The 20,715-nt window shown below is 64.8% G+C and carries 22 protein-coding genes; 15 read left to right on the top strand and 7 right to left on the bottom strand.

What is annotated here, in order from left to right; translation table 11 throughout:
• Positions 1–157 precede the first annotated feature (157 nt).
• The 4 genes from LA343_RS01415 to LA343_RS11830 all read left to right on the top strand — a co-directional run bounded on the left by LA343_RS01415 (position 158) and on the right by LA343_RS11830 (position 1,838).
• A complete protein-coding gene (locus LA343_RS01415) occupies positions 158–394 on the top strand; it encodes a hypothetical protein (RefSeq protein WP_025403782.1) in 237 nt (78 codons plus the stop codon).
• Positions 391–903 (top strand): helix-turn-helix domain-containing protein, encoded by a 513-nt coding sequence (locus LA343_RS01410; RefSeq protein WP_025403781.1) that lies wholly within the window; start codon positions 391–393, stop codon positions 901–903. Before LA343_RS01415 ends, LA343_RS01410 begins: the two co-directional genes overlap by 4 nt.
• 61 nt (positions 904–964) lie before the next feature.
• The gene (locus tag LA343_RS11835; RefSeq protein ID WP_396021866.1) at positions 965–1,345 is read left to right on the top strand and encodes an IS5 family transposase; all 381 of its coding nucleotides are present in this window, start codon (positions 965–967) and stop codon (positions 1,343–1,345) included.
• Positions 1,346–1,352: 7 nt separating this feature from the next.
• The gene (locus LA343_RS11830) at positions 1,353–1,838 is read left to right on the top strand and encodes an IS5 family transposase (protein ID WP_377781883.1); all 486 of its coding nucleotides are present in this window, start codon (positions 1,353–1,355) and stop codon (positions 1,836–1,838) included.
• On the opposite strand, the gene LA343_RS01400 is transcribed toward LA343_RS11830, so the two are convergent.
• Positions 1,822–2,142: a hypothetical protein gene (locus tag LA343_RS01400; protein ID WP_025403778.1), complete on the bottom strand. Its 321-nt coding sequence runs from the start codon at positions 2,140–2,142 to the stop codon at positions 1,822–1,824. The genes LA343_RS11830 and LA343_RS01400 overlap by 17 nt on opposite strands.
• 42 nt (positions 2,143–2,184) lie before the next feature.
• Between LA343_RS01400 and LA343_RS01395 the strand changes: the two genes are divergently transcribed.
• From LA343_RS01395 to LA343_RS01360, 8 genes are all read left to right on the top strand, one after another.
• Positions 2,185–2,493, top strand: a complete 309-nt coding sequence (locus tag LA343_RS01395) for an ArsR/SmtB family transcription factor (protein ID WP_025403777.1) — start codon at positions 2,185–2,187, stop codon at positions 2,491–2,493.
• Positions 2,490–2,711: a hypothetical protein gene (locus tag LA343_RS01390; RefSeq protein ID WP_025403776.1), complete on the top strand. Its 222-nt coding sequence runs from the start codon at positions 2,490–2,492 to the stop codon at positions 2,709–2,711. Before LA343_RS01395 ends, LA343_RS01390 begins: the two co-directional genes overlap by 4 nt.
• Positions 2,712–3,404: 693 nt before the next feature.
• A complete protein-coding gene (locus tag LA343_RS01385) occupies positions 3,405–4,751 on the top strand; it encodes an aspartate aminotransferase type Ic (protein WP_025403775.1) in 1,347 nt (448 codons plus the stop codon).
• The gene (locus LA343_RS01380) at positions 4,726–5,385 is read left to right on the top strand and encodes a hypothetical protein (RefSeq protein ID WP_310648500.1); all 660 of its coding nucleotides are present in this window, start codon (positions 4,726–4,728) and stop codon (positions 5,383–5,385) included. The genes LA343_RS01385 and LA343_RS01380 overlap by 26 nt, the downstream gene beginning before the upstream one ends.
• 21 nt (positions 5,386–5,406) lie before the next feature.
• The gene (locus LA343_RS01375) at positions 5,407–8,049 is read left to right on the top strand and encodes a DNA polymerase III subunit gamma and tau (RefSeq protein ID WP_025403773.1); all 2,643 of its coding nucleotides are present in this window, start codon (positions 5,407–5,409) and stop codon (positions 8,047–8,049) included.
• A 75-nt stretch (positions 8,050–8,124) separates the two neighbouring features.
• On the top strand, positions 8,125–8,439 hold the full coding sequence (locus LA343_RS01370; protein WP_025403772.1) for a YbaB/EbfC family nucleoid-associated protein: 315 nt from the start codon (positions 8,125–8,127) through the stop codon (positions 8,437–8,439).
• Between the two features lie 49 nt (positions 8,440–8,488).
• Positions 8,489–9,157 (top strand): recombination mediator RecR, encoded by a 669-nt coding sequence (gene recR / locus LA343_RS01365; protein ID WP_025403771.1) that lies wholly within the window; start codon positions 8,489–8,491, stop codon positions 9,155–9,157.
• A gap of 709 nt (positions 9,158–9,866) precedes the next feature.
• Positions 9,867–10,313: a DoxX family protein gene (locus LA343_RS01360; RefSeq protein ID WP_081737446.1), complete on the top strand. Its 447-nt coding sequence runs from the start codon at positions 9,867–9,869 to the stop codon at positions 10,311–10,313.
• Between the two features lie 54 nt (positions 10,314–10,367).
• On the opposite strand, the gene LA343_RS01355 is transcribed toward LA343_RS01360, so the two are convergent.
• Genes LA343_RS01355 through LA343_RS01345 form a run of 3 tightly spaced genes read right to left on the bottom strand, consistent with a single transcriptional unit; the run spans position 10,368 to position 13,957 of the window.
• Positions 10,368–11,198 carry a type 1 glutamine amidotransferase gene (locus LA343_RS01355; RefSeq protein ID WP_025403769.1) on the bottom strand — a complete coding sequence of 277 codons (831 nt, stop codon included), beginning with the start codon at positions 11,196–11,198 and terminating at the stop codon, positions 10,368–10,370.
• Complete coding sequence (locus LA343_RS01350; protein ID WP_081737373.1) at positions 11,195–12,574, bottom strand: Mur ligase family protein; 1,380 nt, start codon at positions 12,572–12,574, stop codon at positions 11,195–11,197. Before LA343_RS01350 ends, LA343_RS01355 begins: the two co-directional genes overlap by 4 nt.
• A gap of 42 nt (positions 12,575–12,616) precedes the next feature.
• Positions 12,617–13,957, bottom strand: coding sequence for a hypothetical protein (locus LA343_RS01345; RefSeq protein WP_119664389.1), 1,341 nt, complete (start codon positions 13,955–13,957; stop codon positions 12,617–12,619).
• Here LA343_RS01345 and LA343_RS01340 point away from each other — a divergent pair.
• Positions 13,944–14,285, top strand: a complete 342-nt coding sequence (locus tag LA343_RS01340; protein ID WP_052337597.1) for a hypothetical protein — start codon at positions 13,944–13,946, stop codon at positions 14,283–14,285. The genes LA343_RS01345 and LA343_RS01340 overlap by 14 nt on opposite strands.
• Positions 14,286–14,327: 42 nt before the next feature.
• Here LA343_RS01340 and leuA read toward each other — a convergent pair whose 3' ends face one another.
• The 3 genes from leuA to LA343_RS01325 all read right to left on the bottom strand — a co-directional run bounded on the left by leuA (position 14,328) and on the right by LA343_RS01325 (position 18,122).
• Complete coding sequence (gene leuA / locus LA343_RS01335; RefSeq protein ID WP_025403766.1) at positions 14,328–16,127, bottom strand: 2-isopropylmalate synthase; 1,800 nt, start codon at positions 16,125–16,127, stop codon at positions 14,328–14,330.
• Between the two features lie 502 nt (positions 16,128–16,629).
• A complete protein-coding gene (locus tag LA343_RS01330) occupies positions 16,630–17,235 on the bottom strand; it encodes a TMEM175 family protein (protein ID WP_025403765.1) in 606 nt (201 codons plus the stop codon).
• 23 nt (positions 17,236–17,258) lie between these two features.
• Positions 17,259–18,122 carry a DMT family transporter gene (locus tag LA343_RS01325; protein ID WP_025403764.1) on the bottom strand — a complete coding sequence of 288 codons (864 nt, stop codon included), beginning with the start codon at positions 18,120–18,122 and terminating at the stop codon, positions 17,259–17,261.
• Positions 18,123–18,327: 205 nt separating this feature from the next.
• Between LA343_RS01325 and LA343_RS01320 the strand changes: the two genes are divergently transcribed.
• Positions 18,328–19,593, top strand: coding sequence for an aspartate kinase (locus LA343_RS01320; protein WP_025403763.1), 1,266 nt, complete (start codon positions 18,328–18,330; stop codon positions 19,591–19,593).
• A gap of 87 nt (positions 19,594–19,680) precedes the next feature.
• Positions 19,681–20,712: an aspartate-semialdehyde dehydrogenase gene (locus LA343_RS01315; RefSeq protein WP_025403762.1), complete on the top strand. Its 1,032-nt coding sequence runs from the start codon at positions 19,681–19,683 to the stop codon at positions 20,710–20,712.
• Positions 20,713–20,715: the final 3 nt, after the last annotated feature.

Genomic DNA, 20,715 nt, shown 5'->3' with positions numbered 1-20,715 from the left:
ATGTGTCGCGGCACTATCGCGGGTTGATCCGGACCCGCGACATGCTGCGACGGACCCGCGACGGACCCGCGACACCTCGAAATCCGGCATCACCGCAGGTCAAGCCATATGCGACACCCGCGACACCTAGAACCGCACCAACCAGGAGGAGTACGACATGAGCAAGTACCAGCAGACCACCGCAGAACTCTATGCGGACACCCTCACCACCCACGGCAAGGAGGTGGACGACGCTATCGCCGCCGTGTTGTCGGTGATGACGCCCGACGGCCTGGCACACAACCCGGCCCTGGGGACCGCAGCAGCGGCCCTATTCAGGGAGCGTAGAGAGACAGCCGCCGCCCTAGTCGTTGCGAGCGAGAACGCCCGCCTAGCCAACCGGAGCAACCGATGAACGCCCCCCGCCCGCTGGACGAGTGGGAACGCGAGTACATCGTCAAGCGCCACGCAGAAGGCGCATCGTGCCGGATCATCGCCCGAGAACTAAGCCGGGGGCACGCCACGGTGTCCCGTACGCTGCAAGCCGCCGGTGCGACAACGGACACCGCACAAACCGCCGCCGCCACAGAGACCCGGCTACAGCGGATCAACGCCGAGAAGATCGACCGGACAGAAGCGCTACTCGCCCATGCGGATGAAGTGCTGCGGTCCGCGTGGGATGACGTGCGCGAGATGATGAACACGACCGCCGGGCCGATGTGGGTGGAACGCGAGCCCAGCGCACGCGAGGTCAAGACCGCGTTCGACGCCGCCGCCAAGCTGATCGACGCCGCCGACAAGACGGTCGCCGGGATCAACCTCCACGGAGGGAGCAACAAGTCGATGGTGGAAGAGCTGCGGCAAGGCATCCGGGCCATCGCCGCACAAGTTAAGGGCGAGCAGCGCCTCGGGGACGACGACTAGGGCGTGTCTCCTAAGTTCGTGAGGACGCGGGGGTGACGGTAGGTCAATGAGCCGGCGAAGCGTGTTGTCCGATACCCAATGGGAGACGATCCAGCCCTTGCTCCCCGCTCGGCGCCCCTGGTCAGGGAGGCCGAGACGGGATCATAGACAGGTGGTCGAGGGGATCATCTACCGCTACCGGTGCGGGATCGCCTGGCGCGATCTCCCCGCCGACTTCGGGCCCTGGCAGACAGTCTGGAAGCGCCACCGCGCCTGGGCAGTTGATGGCACCTGGGACCAGGTCCTCGACGCGCTCCTGGTCCGTGCCGACGCGGACGGTGACCTGGACTGGTCGGTCGCGGTCGACTCCACGATCTGCCGCGCTCACCAGCACGGCACCACCCTCGAGCGCACCACAGGGGGCGCAGTGGAATCACAAGAATCTCCGCGTCGAGCCAGCTGATCACGCGCTGGGCCGTTCCCGCGGCGGGCTCTCGACGAAGATCCATCAGCTCGTCGATGGACACGGCCTACCGCTGGTAATCCTCTGCGGACCCGGTCAGGGAGGGGACTCACCGATGCTCGCCCCACTGCTCGACGCCCTCTCCGTCGCCCGCAAGGGACCAGGTAGACCGCGCACCAGACCGGACATGTTGCGCGGCGACAAGGCCTACTCCTCCCGCGCCACCCGCCAGACTCTGCGCCGTCGCGGGATCAAGGCCGTGATCCCCGAACCCAGCGACCAGCAGCAACACCGTCGCAACCGCGGTTCACGCGGCGGACGCCCCGTGGGTCTCGACATGGAGGCCTACCGCGGCCGCAACGTCATCGAGCGCGGCTACAGCGACGTGAAGCAATGGCGCGGCCTGGCCACCCGCTACGACAAACTCGGCCTGACCTACCGCGCCGGAGCCGTCCTCCGCGCGATCATCCAATGGCTCAACCACCTCGTTTGACGAGGTTTCGGGATATCGCTCCCAGACCTACGCACTCGTCCGTTCCGGGGAGCTGCGCTCGATCCAAGTCGGCGGCCGTGGGCAGTTGCGCGCCGAGCACCCCGAGCTCGAGGCGTCCATCCAGCGCTGCGGCGAGGAGACTGCGCAGCTCGTCGCGCGCAAGGAGGGGTCGACCCCATGAGGTCGACTCCTCCCGTACTCGCCGGCGGTGCAGGCCGGCCCGCAGTCCGACCGGCCACCCCGGGTGAGCAGCCAGCGTCTCCGCCTGACCCGGCAGGACTTGCGCACCGCTGACTGTAAGCATATACTTACACCTGACATCGTTCGATTACGATCCGGAGGGGTGATGGACGCAGCACGGCTCGCTCAGATGCTCAGTGCTCTCGGAAGTGAGCCTCGGTTGCGAATTATCGCCTCCCTAGAGACGGAGTCGACCCATGTTAGTGAGCTGGCCCGCCGACTCGGGATGTCTCGGCCACTGCTCTACCAGCACCTCAACCGCTTGGAAGCTGCTCGACTCATCGAGAGTGGCCTGGAACAGCTCGGAGAGAGCCGAGTGAGGAAGCACTACTGGGTCGCTCCGTTTCGGCTTGAAATAACTCCAGACCACATTGTGCACCTGATTAATCAAGAACAGGAAAGGGAATCTTCGTGACACTTACCGCTACCGTATTTGTTATCATCCTCGCCGCCGCACTACCACTCGCGATCTTCGTTGTTCTTACCGTCTGGGTGGTACGCACCGTCACCAGCGCACGACGCGAAACGGCGACGGCGATCGATGGTTCGAACCAACTCATCGTGGAGCACCTACGCAACATCACCGAGCGGTTGGATCGGATTGAGGCCCAACTCAGCGAGGTCCCCGAGTAATCAGGCCCTCCAGAGAGCCGGTGACCGCCACGCCCCTCTTCATGACGCTGGAGGGCGTGCAGACCATCATGTCCCTTGGCCGCTCCCAGCCCTACGCACTCGTCCGCTCCGGTGACCTGTGAGCGATCCAGGCCGGCGGCCGCGGACTTTGGCGCGCCGAGCGCCCCGGGCTCGAGGCATCCAAGCCCACCCACCGTCAGACCTCCAACCTCCACGACCTTAAGAGACCCGCCCTAGGGCGGGGACGTTCCGGTGATTGGCTCGCACGCGCCCGCACGCGTGGGGGTTACGGGCGGTAGGATGGGGCCAGCCGGTGGGGACATGGCGGCGAGTGGGGGCGGGTTAGGAAACCCTAATGTCCCCAGTTTTGTCCCCAATTCGGGGGAGGGGATTCTTATGCCCACCCTGACCAGCAGAAACAGTGCCGGGGTCTGAATCCCCTATCCTCCGCCATCACGAAGCCCCGTCTCGGCATCACGCTGAGGCGGGGCTTCGCGCATTGTCTCTATTTCGTTCGGGTTGAGGGGCAAAAGGGTGGGCGGACACCATCCCACAGCCGCCCTCCCAACAGGCGGCAACGGCACGTCACAGGGGCTTCTACTAGACTGGCGTAACGGAACACAATCCCAGGCACGCGACCCATCCATCGCCGCGAAGCCGCGGGTGAATACCCAGCTGAGGGAGGCTCGGAACATGAAACTAGAGAACATCAACCGCGACCAACTCCTTGCCGTGCAAGATGAGGTCAAGGCGGCTTATCAGGAGCTCAAGGACCGCAATCTGAACTTGGACCTGACCCGCGGCAAGCCTTCGACGGAGCAACTGGATTTCTCCACCGACCTGCTGAGCCTGCCCGGCGAGAGCTACCGCACCCCCGCGGGCACCGATACCCGTAACTACGGCGGCCTCACCGGCATCACCGAGCTGCGCGAGCTGTGGGCAGACGTGCTCGGCATTCCGGCGGACAACGTCTTCGCTGGCGATGCCTCCAGCCTGAACATCATGTTTGACCTCATTAGCTGGTCTTACACGTTCGGCAACAACGACTCCCCGAAGCCTTGGGCGGTCGAGGACGATCTGAAGTGGATCTGCCCCGTGCCCGGCTACGACCGGCACCATTCCATCACGGAGCTGTTCGGCTTCGAGATGGTCACCGTGCCCCTGACGGACGAGGGCCCGGACATGGATAAGGTCCGCGAGCTCGTCAAGGACCCGGCGGTCAAGGGCATGTGGACCGTGCCGATGTTCTCCAACCCCACGGGCGTGACGTACAGCGAGAAGATCGCCCGCGAGCTGGCGGAAATGGAAACCGCCGCACCGGATTTCCGCATCGTGTGGGATAACGCCTACGCCGTGCACACCCTCACCAACGAATTCCCGGACGTCATCAACATCCTCGACGTCGCCGAGAAGGCCGGGAACCCGAACCGCTTCTGGTTCATGTCCTCGACCTCGAAGATCACCCTGGCCGGAGCGGGCGTGGCGTTCTTCGCATCGTCGAAGGAGAACCTCGATTGGTACAGCTCCATCGCAGGCGTGCGTGGCATCGGCCCGAACAAGATCAACCAGCTCGCTCACCTGCAGTTCCTCGAGAGCCCGGAGGGCGTGCGTGCCTTGATGCGCAAGCACGCCGGCGTGCTGGGGCCGAAGTTCACCCGCGTGGTTGAGGTGCTGGAGCGCCGCCTGGGCGACATGCATGTGGCCGAATGGACCGTCCCGGAGGGTGGCTACTTCATCTCCGTCAACGTGGTTGACGGCACGGCCTCCCGCGTGGTCGAACTGGCCAAGGAGGCAGGCGTGAGCCTCACTGCCGCCGGCGCCACCTACCCGCTGAAGAAGGACCCGAACGATCGTAACCTGCGCCTGGCTCCGTCCATGCCGACCATGGATGACCTCGAGGTCGCCATGGATGGGTTCGCCACCTGCGTGCTGCTCGCCGCCATCGAGGCTGTCAACGAGGGCGGCGCTGTGGATGCGGACGGCCAGGCGGGTGCGCCGCACACCGCCGAGGACGGTGCCGAAGGCGGGATCGCTCATTAATATCGAAGAGACCTACATCTGGGTCGAGGGCCTGCTGCCCGGCGAGCCGACCATCGCCCGCCGCAAGCTCGGGGATTCCTTCCCCGAATTCGCCATGGCTCAGGTGCTCCTCGGCTCCCCGGAAACGGGAGACGCTGAAACCGTCGCCATGACACTCGATGCCTCCCGCATCGACCCCGCGTTGGAAACCGAGGACGGCTCAGACCTGCGGGTCGAGTTACTCACGGTGGTTGAGGGTCATGGTGGCGTCGCCGCTGATCTACTGGCTCATGCAGCCACGATGATCAGCGAAGGGCCGCATGACAGGCCGCCGAAGCCCGGAACACTGCTGCCGAACGTGGCCCAGGGCGTGGAGGGCGTCACTGCGCGGCATGGGCTGCTCGTGGTGCCGTTCGTGTGGGACGAGGGCGTGCCGCACGTCCACGAGGTCGCTCACGAATCCCGCGGTCGGCACGCCAAGCAGTCGAACGGCCCAGCCGAGGCGGAGCTCACCCACCCGGGCCGGCTGACCGTGGCCGCGCAGCTGGTGATGCTCAACGACGAAGAGCTGGACATTGCCCGAAAGCAGGGCATCGAGGCTGTTCAGGCCCATCTGGTGCAGCACGGCATCAATCTGAATAACGTCTACCGCTAGCGTGAACGGTACCCTGTAATCGTGGCTCTTTACCGGAAATATCGCCCAGCGACGTTCGCCGAGGTCGTGGGGCAATCGCATGTGACCGAACCGCTCTCCGTTGCGCTGGATAGCGGGCGGATCAACCATGCCTACCTTTTTTCCGGCCCCCGCGGTTGCGGCAAAACCTCCTCGGCGCGCATCCTCGCACGGTCGCTGAACTGCGTAGAAGGCCCCACGTCCACCCCATGCGGGAAGTGCGATTCCTGCGTATCGCTGGCGCCCGGTGGGCCCGGCAACTTGGATGTCACGGAGCTCGACGCCGCCACCCACAACGGCGTGGACGACATGCGCGAGCTGCGCGAACGCGCTTTCTATGCCCCGGCGGAATCCCGCTACCGCGTGTTCATCATCGACGAGGCGCACATGATCTCCACCGCGGGCTTCAACGCTTTGCTGAAGATCGTGGAGGAACCGCCGGAGCACCTCATCTTCATCTTCGCCACCACCGAGCCGGAGAAGCTGCTGCAGACCATCCGCTCGCGCACGCACAACTACCCCTTCCGCCTGCTCACGCCGCCGGACATGCGCAACCTGTTGACCTCCGTGGTCCAGGGCGAGGGCGTGGAGGTTGAAGATGCCGTGTATCCACTGGTCATCCGCGCCGGCGGTGGCTCGCCCCGCGATTCGCTGTCCATCATGGACCAGCTGCTGGCAGGTGCGGGCTCGGAGGGAGTCACGTATAACCGCGCCCTGGCGCTGCTGGGCGTCACAGACATCACGCTGATCGATAACGCTGTGGTGGCGCTGGCGAACCAGGACCAGGCCGGGTTGTTCGGCGTGGTCGACGAGGTCATCGAGGCCGGTTACGACCCCCGCCGCTTCGCCGAGGATCTACTCGATCGTTTCCGTGATCTGCTGGTATTGCAGGCCGTGCCGGATGCCATCGATCGCGGCCTCGTCAACGCCCCCGCGGATGCGAAGCAGTCGCTGGAGGAGCAGTCGCGGATGCTCGGCCAGGCCACACTGACTCGCTGCGCTGCGCTGGTCAACGAGGGGCTGGCACAGATGCGCGGTGCGACGGCACCCCGGTTGTTGCTGGAGATTCTGTGCGCTCGGATGGCGCTTCCCGCTGCCGGTTTGACGGTGGAGGCGTTGGCCCAGCGCGTGGAGGCCTTGGAGCAGGGCCGTGGTGGGTCGCCGGCCGCGTTGGGCGCGTCCGCTGCTGCTGGTCAGGCGCCGAACTTGTCGTCTGGCAAGAAGTACGAACGCCCTTCTCGCCGACGCCAACCCGATGCCGCCCAACCCCAGTCCGCTGAGGGCAACGCCGGTGGCGCTGCCCCTCAGGAGACGCGGGAGGGGCAGGAGGCTCCGGCGGCTCAGCCAGCACAACCAGCACAGTCTGCTCAGTCTCTGCCCGCGCAGCAGGCAACGGAATCGCGAGAAACCCAGCCCGCGCAGACTGCGCCCGAGCAGCAGCCCGAACCGGCGCAGACCGCCGCGCCGGAGCAGCAGGAAGCACCGGCGCAGCGCGCGCCGGAGCAACAGCAGGGCTCCGAGCAGGTGGAACACGACGAGGTGGAACCCCCGGAGGTCGCGGAGGCCCGCAAGGCCCGGGAGATCATGGACCGGAACCGCCAGTCCAGCGCGCCCACGAGTGCGCCCGTCAGCACTCCCACAGCCGCCGCCCCCAGCGCTGCATCGCAGGAGACCACCCAGCCGGACCCCGCCGCCGACGCGGACAAGGCCATCACTGCCGACCAGTGGACAGACGTGCTCAACGCCGTCAAGGACGCCGACCTCAGCGCCTGGATCGCACTGCGCGATGCCACACTGATTCCCGAGCAACCCACTCCCGGCGAAATCCACGTCACGCACCACACCGGGGCGCTGGCGAACTTTGTCAACAATGACCGCAACCGGCAGGTCTACAGCACGGCCATCGAGTCCATCACCGGCACACCGGCCACCGTGGTCGCCAACGGCGCTCACCGGGAGCCGCCGGGAAAAGCCCCACGGCCTGAGCCTGAACCGTCAGAGCCTAGGCCGCAGCGATCATCACACAACCCGATCCCCGCCGAGACAGACACGGATGTGACGACGATCCGCACCGCGGCCACCAGCGCCCTCGAAAGGGCAAAGGCAATGGAAGCCGCCCTGCGGGACGCCGCGATAGCTGCGGGTGGAGGCCAGGGTGACGCTGGTGGCGTCGAGAAAAACGACACACCACCGAGCAATGCCGACGTGCGCAAGAGCAGGCACCGCGAACGCGCGGAACGGGCGCGCGCGAAGCGGCAATACAACCAAGAGAACGGCTTCGGCGGGGTGCCGCTGCCGGACGAACCTCCGGAGGATCCGTGGGACGCGGCCCCGCCGGAGGACTTCATGCCGGAGGCATATCCCCAGCACGGGCAGGCTAATGCCGGCGGTCCGGCGGGAAATGACAACGCACAGGCCCGGGCGCAGGCACCGGCGCAGGTGCGACAGCGGCCAGCGCAGCAGACGCACCAGGCGCAGCAGTCGAACCAACCTCCCCGCGACACCGGCGACGAGCAGCGGCGCAGGCTCGAAGACGAGATGGTCGAGTCGCTGCGCAACGGCCCGGGTGAAAAGGAGCATCGCTCGCCGCTGGAGATCGCAGGCGACCTCATCGAGCAACACCTCGGCGCCAAGCGCGTGCGCTGACCGACAGTCCGGCCGACCGGCGGTACAGTGGTCGGCGGTACAGTGGTCGAGGTACGCGAAACGAAAGGACACGACATGTCTCAGCCAGATATGAACCAACTCATGCAGCAGGCGCAGCAGATGCAGGCTCAGCTGCAGGAAGCGCAGAAGGAGATCGTGGAGTCGACAGTCACCGGCGATGCTGGCAACGGCCGCGTCACCATCACGATCGCCGGTTCTGGCGAGGTGAAGTCTCTCGAGATCGACCCGGAGGTCGTGGATCCCGAGGACGTCGAAACCCTGCAGGACCTGGTCCTCGGCGCATTCCAGGACGCCAACAACAAGCTTCAGCAGCTCGCCCAGGAGAAGATGGGCCCGCTGTCCGGCGGCATCCCGGGGCTGGGCCTGTAGCACCGGCTTCACCAGCGATACCATAGCTTTTTAGGGGAAAGACACCTCCTTGTTCGAAGGACCATTACAAGACGTCATCGACGAGTTCTCTCGCCTGCCCGGCATCGGGCCGAAGAGCGCGCAGCGCATCGCGTTGCACCTGCTCGAGCAGGAACCCGAGGACGTGGAGCGCCTGCAGTCCGCCATCGGGCGCCTGCAGCAGGGCGTTGCGCTCTGCCGCATCTGCCACAACATCTCGCAGGAAGATGTGTGCCGCATCTGCGCGGATTCCTCGCGCGATAAGTCGGTGATTTGCGTGGTGGAGGAGTCGAAGGACATCCAGGTCATCGAGCGCACTGCCGAGTACCGTGGCCGCTACCATGTGCTCGGCGGTGCGTTGGATCCGCTCAACGGGGTCGGGCCGAAGGAGCTGAATGTCACGCCGTTGGTGCAGCGTATCGGTGGTGTGCTGCCCGATGTTGCTTCTTCTCAACTCGACGCCACCACCGGCGAACCCGTCTTCGAACCCGCGCCGGAGGTCGAAGAGGTCATCATCGCCACGGATCCGAACACGGAGGGCGAGGCCACGGCTAGTTACCTTGGCCGGCTGCTGCGCGATTTCCCTGGGTTGAAGGTGACGCGCCTTGCTTCGGGTATCCCGATGGGAGGGGACCTGGAGTTCGTGGATGAGCTGACGTTGTCCCGCGCCTTCGCCGGCCGCACTGTGCTGGGGGTGTAGTCGTGCTGCGCTGGGCTGGGCGTTTGGCCGTGCTGCGCTGGGCTGACCTGCGTCTATCACCAACTGCAGCCCAGGGTTGATCTGGGTGTTGAGCCGCTGCGCTCTACGGAACTGAGTCTTGGGCCGCCCGCCGGGAGCGCTTTGGTGGTGGCTTGCGGTGGGGCGTGTGCGAATGCCGTGTTTTGCCACTTCCCGGTTTGTAAAAGCCTAGGTGGTCAAATCTGCTACCTCACAAAACACGGCATTCGCACACAATGCAGAGGCCGCTACGGTGCTTGAGCCCTACGGTGCTCGCCAATCCGGGGAATGCAGGCTATGCCGATGTGGCTACGAGGGCGACAAGGGCTTCAGATGTGACAATATTGTGTTTTGTGTTGCTTCATATTTGACCACCTGGGGTTTTGTAAAGCCAATTTCCGCAAAACACAACATTGTCACAAGTGAAGCCCTCGCGAGGTGGGAAGGTGCAGGGGAAAATGCTGGAAAGATACGCGGAAGGGTTCGGAAGGGCGCGGTAAAGGCGAGGTAAGGGTGGGGAAGGGCGGGGTAAGCGCGGGATAGTGCGGTTGGGCGCCCGGTGCGTGTGTCGGGAGGTGTCTACAGTGGGGACAATGCAGAGACAACGACGCAGAGACAACGGCAATGAAGCGCCGACGAGAATGAAGAGACAATGGTGACACTGATGACGAAGAATAGCGGGAAGGGCTCAATGAAGAATTCGATAAGGACGGCCCTGCAGCGCACGACAAGCGGCGATGCAGCTAAGAGCAGCGCTGGGATGGTGTGGCGCTCTGTGCTCTGGGCGGGAGTGTTCGGCGCGGCAGGAACGCTTCACTTCGTGCATCCGAAGAACTTTGATCAGATTGTGCCCGAAGGCATCCCCGGCACGGCGAGGCAGTGGACCTACGCGAGTGGTGTGGTGGAGCTGGGGCTGGCGGCGTCGATTGGAGTGGCGACTGCCGTTCCGACGCTGCGACCGTACCTGAGCAGCGCAGTGGCGCCGGCTGCTGCTGGCTTCCTCGCGGCGGTGTGGCCTGCAAATATGAAGATGGCGTGGGACTGGCGGGATAAGGACGCGGCCAAGAAGGCGATCGCCTTCGCGCGCGTGCCGCTGCAGATTCCCATGATTGCGTCCGCGCGCAAGCTAGGGAGCTAACTCGGGCCGTGCGCAGAGCTTGAACTGCAAAGCGGGGGCGCGCAAGCTCGGGCGCTAGTGGAGGCGCTCGCGCCGCAGGGCACGGACCTCCGCCGTGAGCTGCTCCGCGAACTCACTGGTCATCGGCGGAAGCTCCGCCACGGTGGTGCCCATCGCCTCGGCGAGGAGCGCGTCCGCGAGCTGCGGATTACGCGCCAGCACCGGGCCGTGCATGTACGTGGCGATCACAGACCCCTGGATCACACCCTCGGCCTTCACCTGGCGCTCCACCTCGGCGCCGGAAAGCCCCGCGGTGGTGGCGCCGTGCCCATCAGTGTTACCCGTGCCGCGCGTCAGGGTCCCCAGCGGGCGCGCCTCGGATCCCAAGATCGTGGCGCCCATGTGGTTAGCGAAGCCCGTCAGCGGTTCCGTGAGGGCATCCAGCACGCGGCGCACAGAGGGGCTCACGTGGGAGTCGGCGCCGTATCCCTCGCCCCCTCCGTTCGGCTGAGTCGCGATCTCACCGATCATGCGCTCTTTGAGTGCGGACGTGGTGGCGTCGAGTAACCCGAGACCGTCAACCATGCGGCCGGAAGCGCGGAAGGACTCGCCGAAAACCTGCAGACCAGCGCAAATCGCGAGCACCGGGCGGCCGGCGTTGACGGCGCGGACGATGCCACCATCGTTGATGAGGTGCTCGGCCGCGAGGATCTGTGCGGTGTCCTCGCCGCCGCCGACGGTGTAGACATCCAACTGCTCGGGCACTGCGGTGCCCAAGGTGACGGGTACGATCTCCGCGTCGAGGCCACGCATGCGGGCGCGCTGGCGCAGGACAAGAGCGTTGCCGTCGTCGCCGTAGGTGCCGAGGACGTCCGGCAAAATCAGGCCGATGTGGAGCGTGCTCATGATTCCTTCCCTTCGGACGGTGGGGTTGTATCGGACACCACCGTGCCATCGCGGTCCAACACCCGCTTCAGATCGCGGAACGCCGTGTAGTTCGCCAGCACCTCCACGCGCCCGGGCGGGCACTGGCGAATGGCCTCGACGGTGTCCTTGATCAGCTCGTGCTCCACGCCCGCGTAGCCCAGGCGCACAGCCAAGTCGGTGCCGCGCTCGCCCGCGGCGACCACGTGCACGGATTCGAAGTTCTCGAACCGCACGTCCCACAGCCACGACAAGTCCTGACCGTCCGCGACTTGCCCGTTCACGCTAATGACCAGGGAATCCGCAGTGCGATCCACCATCGACAGGGCCTCCTGCCACCCGGCGGGATTCTTCGCCAGCATCAGGCGCACATCGTGCCCATCGAAGTGCACCGTGGAGTAGCGGCCGGCCACGTTATCCACCTGCTCGGCGGCGGCGATGGCATCGTCGATGGTCACGCCGATGCCCAGCGCCAGCGCGGCGGCGATGGCCTGGGTGGAGTTGCCGCGGTTGGCGTTGCCGGGGAGCTTGAGATTCAGCGGGTACGTGCCCTCCTCCGTGACCGCTCCCTTTTCCACGACCACGCCCTCATCCGTGATCCGCCACGTCGGCTCCGGACGCCGAAACTCCCGACCATCCGGCAACTTCTTCACGGCGTACCAGTCCACGATCCCGTCCTCGCGGGTCTCGTGGATGATCGCCCCTCCCGTACGCGGGCAGCTCGTGGAATCGCCAGCCCAGCCGAACCCGGCCGACACCCACACCACGTTCGGGCTGTCCCACGCCACGGACGTCACTGACACGTCGTCGCAGTTCGCGATCACGGTCATATCCGGGCGGGTCTCCACGCAGGCGCGCAGCGTGCGCTCGATCTTGTTGATCTCGCCCACACGATCCAGCTGGTCACGCGAAAGGTTCAGCAGCACCAGCACGTCCGCATCCAGCTTCTCCGCGATGGCGGGCACGTGCAGCTCGTCGACTTCCAACACAACCGTCTCAGCCTTGCGGCCGGCCAGCAGCGCGCTGATTACGCCCGCGTCCATGTTGTCGCCGCCCTCATTGGTGGCGACCGCGCGGGTGGTCTGCGCCGCCTTGGCCAGCATCCGGGTGGTCGTGGACTTGCCATTCGTGCCGGTCACGATCGCGGTGGGGCGGTGCGCACCGTTCGTGCCGGGCCCCAGGTTGGCCATGAGGTTTGGGTCAATCGCGCCTGCCACGAGGCCGCCGATCATGCCGCCGGCGCCGCGCCCGGCCTTCCGCGAGGCCCACGTTGCCGCATCGGCCGCGGCAATGGCCACGGAGCTCCGCAGCTTGCCGAACAGGCCTTTCGTCTTGCGTGCTTGGGGTGTTGTATTCACGGCTCACGATTCTAGTGCACGGCCGCGACAACTCCCTGCACGCTACTGGCTGCGGCCACGCCGCCCACCACGCCGACGCCGCCGGCCGCCACGGTTTCCACCGTTGTTCTTGCCGTGATCCTTGCCGTCGCCGCGGTTCGTCGAGGACGTTGGCCCGGGGATGCTGTTGCCGCCCTTGTTGCTCTTGGCGCCGCTCTTGGAGCCGCTTTTACCACCGTGTCTGCCGCCGCTTCTGCCACCGTTCCTGTGGCCACCCTGCTTGCCACTCGAACTTCCACCAGCAGACTTACCCGCGGAACTGCCCGCAGACTTGCCCGCAGAACCCCCAGCAGAACCACCAGAGTTCCCACCTGGCAGCCCAGACGTCCGCGGACGCACCCCCATGCCCGGCTTCACCGGCCGCTCTTCCTTCTCGCCCGGCGCCACATCATCCAGCAGCTCGAGGAACTTGGCGTCGTCGACCAGCGGAATATTCTTCCGCTCAGCGTGCATCGCCTTGCCACGCAGTTCGTGGTTCGTGTTGCACACCACCAACGAGCTGCGCCGATTCAGCTTCTCGCTGTAGACCAGCCCGGCGGCCACGCCGCGCTCGATGAGCACGTCCGGATCGCTCGCCACATCCGGGCTCAGCACGAACTCCATGCCCTTGACCAGCGGTTTTCCCTCTTCCCAGGTGCCCGGGTTCACGTGCGTGCGCGGCGCGTTCGCCGCATCCACGCGCACGCTGCTTCGCTGCAGGCCGAAGTGGTCGGCCACCAGTTGCTCTGGGTCGATCTGTGCGCATCCGCCGATTCTGTGCTGCGCATTCGCCAGCGCCGCGGTGAGCCGCGCATCCGCTTCGAGTAGCGTGTCTGGGTCGATGGACCTTCTTTCGTCCGACGCCACAGCCCCCACCAACGGCATCGCGCCTTCGGGTGCCACGACCGCGCTGCCCAGGGCAGAAGACGGGTCGTTGTAGCAATCCACGATGGCCCTTAGCCGTGAGTCGTAGCACTCCACGGACTGCCGCCGGGCAGTCGCGAGGGTGTCAATGATGAGCGTGGGCTCAGGTGCCTGCACCTTTTTCACATTCCGCCCACGGCCGCGACCACGGCGACCGCGGTTGGCGGCGCGCTGCGCTAGGCGGAACTCGTGTCGAATGAAGCCCCACGTGTAAGCGGCCTGGTGCAGCACGAGCGTGCGGCCGTCCAGCGCTTCTTTGAACAGCTCCGCGCTGCTGGCGAAGCCCAGGGATTGCGCGAGGTCGGCGGGGCGGTAGCCGTGGAGGTGCCACGGGCCGGCGTCCTCACCGGGGTTGAGGTGGCGAGTCAGGGCGTACACCTCGGCGCCGACCAGCGCGGAATCCTCCGGGCTGGGCGCGTAGAACACAATGGAGATCGCCACCAGCCGTGCGGTGGTGGGGTGGATGCCGGACGTCGCGATGGATACCGCGGCGAACGGCGCATCCTCAACGCTGGGAAGCGTACTCAGTGCAGAGCGCAGCTTCTGCCTCGGCTCGCTGGAATTCGCCGGTTGCGTGGAAGCGCTGGGGGAGGGCTGCGGTGTGGCGTCGGATAAAGAAGCCGGTGAAGACGGCGACGGTGACGATGCCGACGATGATGTTGGCGATGGTGCCGGAGACGGCGATGCAGCGCGCCGCGACACGCGACGGCGCGGGCGGCGAGACGAACGAGCCTGCTGGCGCGATCCCGACCGCGCGTGGGACTCGTGATCATTCATGGATACAGATGTTACGTCGCGCCGTCGCTAGTGCCTAAACGCCCTGCGGTACCCCAGAGGTGGCGTCCTGCGAACGGTTCGCAGCGGACGTGATGGCCTTCAGGGAAGCGTAGGTAATGGAGCCGGCGATGCCCACGCCCCACACCTTCGAGCCGTTGACCTCAGCCAATACGTACGCAGCGGCCTCGGCATCATCACCGGAGGTGCGGGCGTGCTGGCTGTACTCCTGAACCTCCACGTCCAAGCCGAGCTGCGACAGCGCATCGCAGTACGCGGCGACCGGGCCATTACCGCGGCCCTGGATCTCGCGGTGCTCACCATTGAACTCGACCTGGGCGGTGACCTTGGCCTCCTCGCCCTCATTCTGCCCGCCGTCGACGGTCACGCTGATGGCCTCGATGGGGCTCGTGCGATCCAGGTACTCACCTGCGAATATGTCCCACATGGCCTTCGGGTTGACCTCGCCACCCTCGGCGTCCGTGACAGCCTGGACCACGGAGGAGAACTCCACCTGCATCGGGCGAGGCAGCTTCAGGTTGTGATCGGTCTTCATGATGTAGGCCACGCCGCCCTTGCCGGACTGGCTGTTCACGCGGATGACAGCCTCGTAGCTGCGGCCCACGTCCTTGGGGTCGATGGGCAGGTAAGGAACCTCCCACACGTTCTGGTTCTCCGGAGCCTGCACGGCCTCCAGGCCCTTGTTGATCGCATCCTGGTGAGAACCGGAGAAGGCCGTGAAGACCAGGTCGCCACCGTAGGGGTGGCGCTCCGGGACGCGCAGCTGGTTGCAGTACTCCACCGTGCGGCGGATCTGGTCGATATCGCTGAAATCGATCTGCGGGTCCACGCCCTGGGTCAGCATGTTCAGGCCCAGGGTGACCAGGCAGACGTTGCCGGTGCGTTCGCCATTACCGAACAGGCAGCCCTCGATGCGGTCGGCGCCGGCCATGTAGCCCAGCTCGGCGGCGGCCACGCCGGTGCCGCGATCGTTGTGGGGGTGCAGCGACAGGGTGATGGAATCGCGGCGGTTCAGGTTGCGGTGCATCCACTCGATCGAGTCGGCGTACACGTTGGGGGTGATCATCTCCACGGTGGAAGGCAGGTTGAGGATGATCGGGTTCTCCGGGGTGGGGTCCATGACCTCGACCACGGCATCGCAGACTTCCTTGGCGTAGGCGACCTCGGTGCCGGTGTAGGACTCGGGGGAGTACTCCCAGCGCCAGTTGGTGTCCGGGTAGTCCTTGGCGATGGACTTGATCAGCTCGGCGGCGTCGGTGGCCAGCTTCTTGATGGCCTCCTTGTCCTTGCGGAACACCACCTTGCGCTGCAGCTTGGAGGTGGAGTTGTAGAAGTGCACGATGACGTTCTTGGCGCCCTCGCAGGCCTCGAACGTGCGGCGGATCAGGTGCTCGCGGGCCTGCACCAGCACCTGGATGGTGACATCATCCGGGATCATGTTCTTTTCGATGATCTCGCGAACGAAGTTGAAGTCGGTCTGCGAGGCGGAGGGGAAGCCGACCTCGATTTCCTTGTAGCCCATGTTGACCAGCAGCTCGAACATGCGGCGCTTGCGCTCGGGGCTCATGGGGTCGATCAGGGCCTGGTTGCCGTCGCGCAGGTCCACGGCGCACCACTGCGGGGCGCGGTCGATGACCTTATCCGGCCAGGTGCGGTCCGGCAGGGTGATTTCTTCGACCCCTTCGGCGAACGGCATGTAGCGCTGATCCGGCATGGTGGAATTGCGCTGCTTGTTCCAGGCGGGCTGGCCCTCGGGGATATCGCCATCGGGGGTGTTGATGCGGGCGGGTGCGGAAATGAAAGTGTCTGGAGACATGGTCGGTTCCTTTTCTTCGTCTACTGCGTTTACTTCGGGCGTAAGCGATGTACGTGAGAGATGGGCGCGGTGCCGACTCCGTGCTGGGCGGTGCCTCGTGCCGCTGGATGCGGACTGTCACGGCGGGGTGTGCCGCGGAGAACTGAGAGGGGTCCTGTCCGTGCAGTGTAGGCGTGCTGGCGGGGGTGCGCAGCGTATTTTCCGGAAGATCCCTGGGCACACTGCGAGAGTCGGATACGACTGGCAGGACTGACTCCGCGACGGGGAGCCAGTCGCCGTTAGGCCCCGTCGCGGCGAATAAGGAGGAGGTTAGCCGCAGCGATAAACATGTGACCGAGCTTACCCGATGTAGCTGCAGGGCGTCCCAAGAAATGGGATGAACGTCTCATTACTGCACCCATCTGGGGGACGGAATGCTGCGTGAGCAGAGTGAGTAGAGTGAGCAGAGTGAGCAGGGTGTGCTGAGTACGCAGCGCGAGCTGGATCCGCGATATGCGCAGCTCTAGGCCTCGGTTAAGGCCTTCTCCATCCGCTTGTCGGGAATGACCCACAGAATCGCCACCACCACGTATGCCGCAACCGCGAAGTAGTCGAACACGTGCCAGCCGCCCCACAGCGAGATCGCGGCGCAGATCACGCCTACCGCGTAGAGGATGAAGGAGGCCGGGCCCTTGCGGTCCTTGTCAAGAGCGCGCTTGATGCGGGAATGGCAGACATTGCTTGAGATGGCGACCCGCTGCAACGTGAGGTAGGCAACGCCGGCGGACAGCAGATTTACCCCGTACACCAGGATCGGTGCCGGGGCGAACGAGGTCTCGGCCATCCAACCGGTGCTGAACGGGAGGAGTGACAACCAGAACAGAGAATTCAGGTTGGCCCACAACAGTGTTCCGGTGACGTGGTCGACCACATGGAAGAAGTGATGGTGGTTGTTCCAGTAAATACCCACGTAGACGAAGCTCAGGACGTACGAGAAAAACCCGACCCCCGTGCTGTGCCATAGGTCCCCAAGGGAGGCTCCCTCGGGTTTGGGGAGTTCCAGCACCATGATCGTGATGATGATTGCGAGGACACCATCGGAGAAAGCCTCTAAGCGGCTAGTGGGCATGGCAGACCTCTTTTTATTTGCTTTTATTCGACGCTCTTACGGCTCAGCACGATCGTCGAACTGATCATAGTCACCAACGCAGCCCCCATGAATACCCAGCCCACGCCGGTTACCTCGAAGTGCTCACCGAGCACCAAGTAACCAAGCGTGAACGCCACGAGTGGCTCCCAAATTGTCATGGCAGGCAGTGAATTCTCCAGCGCCCCCGCATTGAAACTTGCCTGCTGCACTGCCGTGCCGATCGCCGCCCCAGCGAGTAGCGCGTACAACTCCCAGCTCGTCAGGAGGTGGCCAAGGCCGCTGTGGGTGAAGATATCCACCACGGACTTGGACATCACGGCCACATAACCCATGATGGCGCCTGTGATCGTTCCCAGCCAGAGGGCCTGCGCCTTGGGCAGCTGCCGCTTCGCGTAGATGTACAGTGCCACCAACACCACCACGCCGATGGTCAGTGCGATCAGCCAGCGCTCCAACGGGGGAGTGGGGCGGCCGGGGGTTGGCCTTCCCAGAACAACCAGCACGCCGACGGCCACGGTGAGCAGACCGGCCCAGAACATTTCCGATCGCGAAATGGGCCGACCTTCGTACTTCGAGGCCAGCGGCAGGGTAAACATCAGCGACAGCACCAGCACGGGCTGAACGATCAGCAGCGTGCCGAAGGACAGCGCAACAATCTGCAGCGCATAACCCAGAAGTGCGCCGAACATGCCCAGCCACCACAGCGGGCGCACAAGTGCCGCGAAAATGGGCGTCTTGTGAGCCTTGTGCCCGTTGGTGGGGGACATGTCGGTCTCTTCGGCGATGCGGTGCCGAAGAACTGTGCCCCAGGCGATGGAGAGGGCGGAACCGAGGGCGAACAGGACCGCGAGCAGATTGTTATGGATCATCACGGTTAAGGCTAAACTATTTGCGCCGGTCGCGCGTGGTCGGCGCGCAACGCACGCGTGAGTTATCGGAACTGGTAAAATGCAGCAGAGTTTCGTGGCAGTAGCGGACTGTGTTTAACAGACTGTGTGCGGTTGCCACTTTTGACCAATATTTCGACGCGTCCATGGCGCGTGTCTGAGGAAGCCGAGAGGTGGGTGCTACGTGGCACTGATCGTCCAGAAGTACGGTGGCTCGTCGCTGGAGAGCGCTGAGCGTATTCGACGAGTTGCCGAACGGATTGTGGAGACCAAGAAGCAGGGCAACGACGTGGTTGTTGTCTGCTCCGCAATGGGTGACACCACCGATGAGTTCCTCGAGCTCGCCGAGCAGGTCAATCCTGTTCCGCCGGCTCGTGAGATGGACATGCTCCTCACCGCCGGCGAGCGCATCTCTAACGCGCTCGTGGCCATGGCTATCGATTCCTTCGGCGCGGAGGCCCAGTCCTTCACCGGTTCCCAGGCCGGCGTGCTCACCACGGAGCGTCACGGCAACGCCCGCATCGTCGATGTGACCCCCGGCCGCGTCCAGGAGGCCCTCGATAATGGCAAGATCTGCCTGGTCGCAGGCTTCCAGGGTGTTAATCGCGAGACCAGGGATGTCACCACCTTGGGTCGTGGTGGTTCCGACGCCACCGCGGTCGCCCTTGCCGCTGCGCTCAATGCGGATGTGTGTGAGATCTATTCGGATGTGGATGGCGTTTACACCGCGGATCCCCGCATCGTGAAGAACGCCCGAAAGCTCGACACCATCTCCTTCGAGGAAATGCTGGAGATGGCGGCCGTCGGCGCAAAGGTCCTCATGCTGCGCAGCGTGGAATACGCCCGCGCTTTCAATGTGCCCCTGCGCGTGCGTTCGTCCTACAGCACAGACATCGGCACCCTCGTTTCCGGATCAATGGAGGATATCCCAGTGGAAGAAGCAGTACTCACCGGCGTGGCGCACGACCGCTCCGAAAGCAAGATCACCGTTCAAGGCATCCCGGATTCCCCCGGCGAGGCCGCCCAGGTTTTCCGCGCCGTGGCGGATGCAGAGATCAACATCGACATGGTGCTGCAGAACATCTCCAAGATCGATAACAATCGCACGGACATCACTTTCACCTGCCCGCGCGAGGATGCCACCCGCGCTGTGCAGCTGCTGAAGTCCATCCAGCAGCAGAACGACTGGCAGGACGTCCTGTTCGATGACCACGTTGGCAAGGTGTCCCTCGTGGGTGCGGGCATGAAGTCCCACCCCGGCGTGACCGCCGACTTCTGCGAGGCTCTGCGCGATGCGGGCGTGAACATCGAACTGATCAGCACCTCCGAGATCCGTATCAGCGTGCTGATCCGCGACACCGAGGTGGATAAGGCCGTGAAGGCCATCCACGACCGTTTCCAGCTCGGCGGCGAGGAAGAAGCCACCGTGTACGCTGGAACCGGCCGCTAAGCAGCGAAAACACTTGTGCCGCCCCGGATAAATCCGGATAAATGGGGGCACGCCGTCACAAACCCCAGGGATGAGGATTTTTACATCATGACCACCATTGCAGTCGTTGGTGCCACCGGCCAGGTCGGGCGCGTGATGCGCTCGATCCTCGAGGAGCGCAACTTCCCCGCAGATAAGGTGCGTTTCTTTGCATCCTCGCGCTCGGCCGGCAAGACTCTCGAGTTCCGCGGCGAGGACATCACCATCGAGGACGTGGCAGCCACCCCAACTGAGGATCTCAAGGGCATCGACATTGCCCTGTTCTCTGCAGGTGGCGGGACCTCGCGTGAGCACTCCCCGCGCTTCGCAGAGGCCGGTGCCATTGTGGTCGATAACTCCTCGGCGTTCCGCAAGGATCCCGATGTGCCGCTCGTCGTGTCAGAGGTCAACCCCGAGGCTGCGAAGTCCACGCCGAAGGGCATCATCGCGAACCCGAACTGCACCACCATGGCCGCCATGCCGGTGCTCGGCCCGCTGCACAAGAAGGCCGGCCTGAAGCGCCTGCACGTGAGCTCCTACCAGGCCGTTTCCGGCTCCGGCCTCGCGGGCGTGGAGGCTCTGCTCAACCAGGTGCTGGAGAACAAGGACGAACTCCAGCAGCTGGTCCACGATGGATCCGCACTGCAGGCCAAGGACCTGGGCCCGTATGTGGAGCCGATCGCGTTCAACGCCTTGCCGTTCGCCGGAAACCTCGTTGACGACGGATCCGAGGAGACCGACGAGGAGCAGAAGCTGCGCAACGAGTCCCGCAAGATCCTGGACATTCCGGAGCTCCGCGTGGCGGGTACCTGCGTTCGCGTTCCCGTGTTCACCGGCCACACCATGACCGTGCACGCCGAGTTCGATCAGCCCATCACCCCTGATGAGGCTCGCGAGATCCTCGCGGACGCCCCTGGCGTGAAGGTCGTGGATGTGCCCACCCCGCTGGCCGCTGCTGGTGTGGATGAAAGCCTTGTGGGCCGCATCCGCCAGGATCAGAGCGTTGATGACAACCGTGGTCTCGTGCTGGTGGTGTCCGGCGACAACCTCCGCAAGGGTGCCGCGCTCAACACCATCCAGATTGCTGAGCTGCTGGTCTAGCTC

Source organism: Corynebacterium falsenii (assembly GCF_020099275.1).
GTDB lineage: Bacteria > Actinomycetota > Actinomycetes > Mycobacteriales > Mycobacteriaceae > Corynebacterium > Corynebacterium falsenii.
The sequence above is the reverse complement of the archived record's forward strand: the minus strand, read 5'-3'. Positions and strand labels throughout refer to the sequence as shown.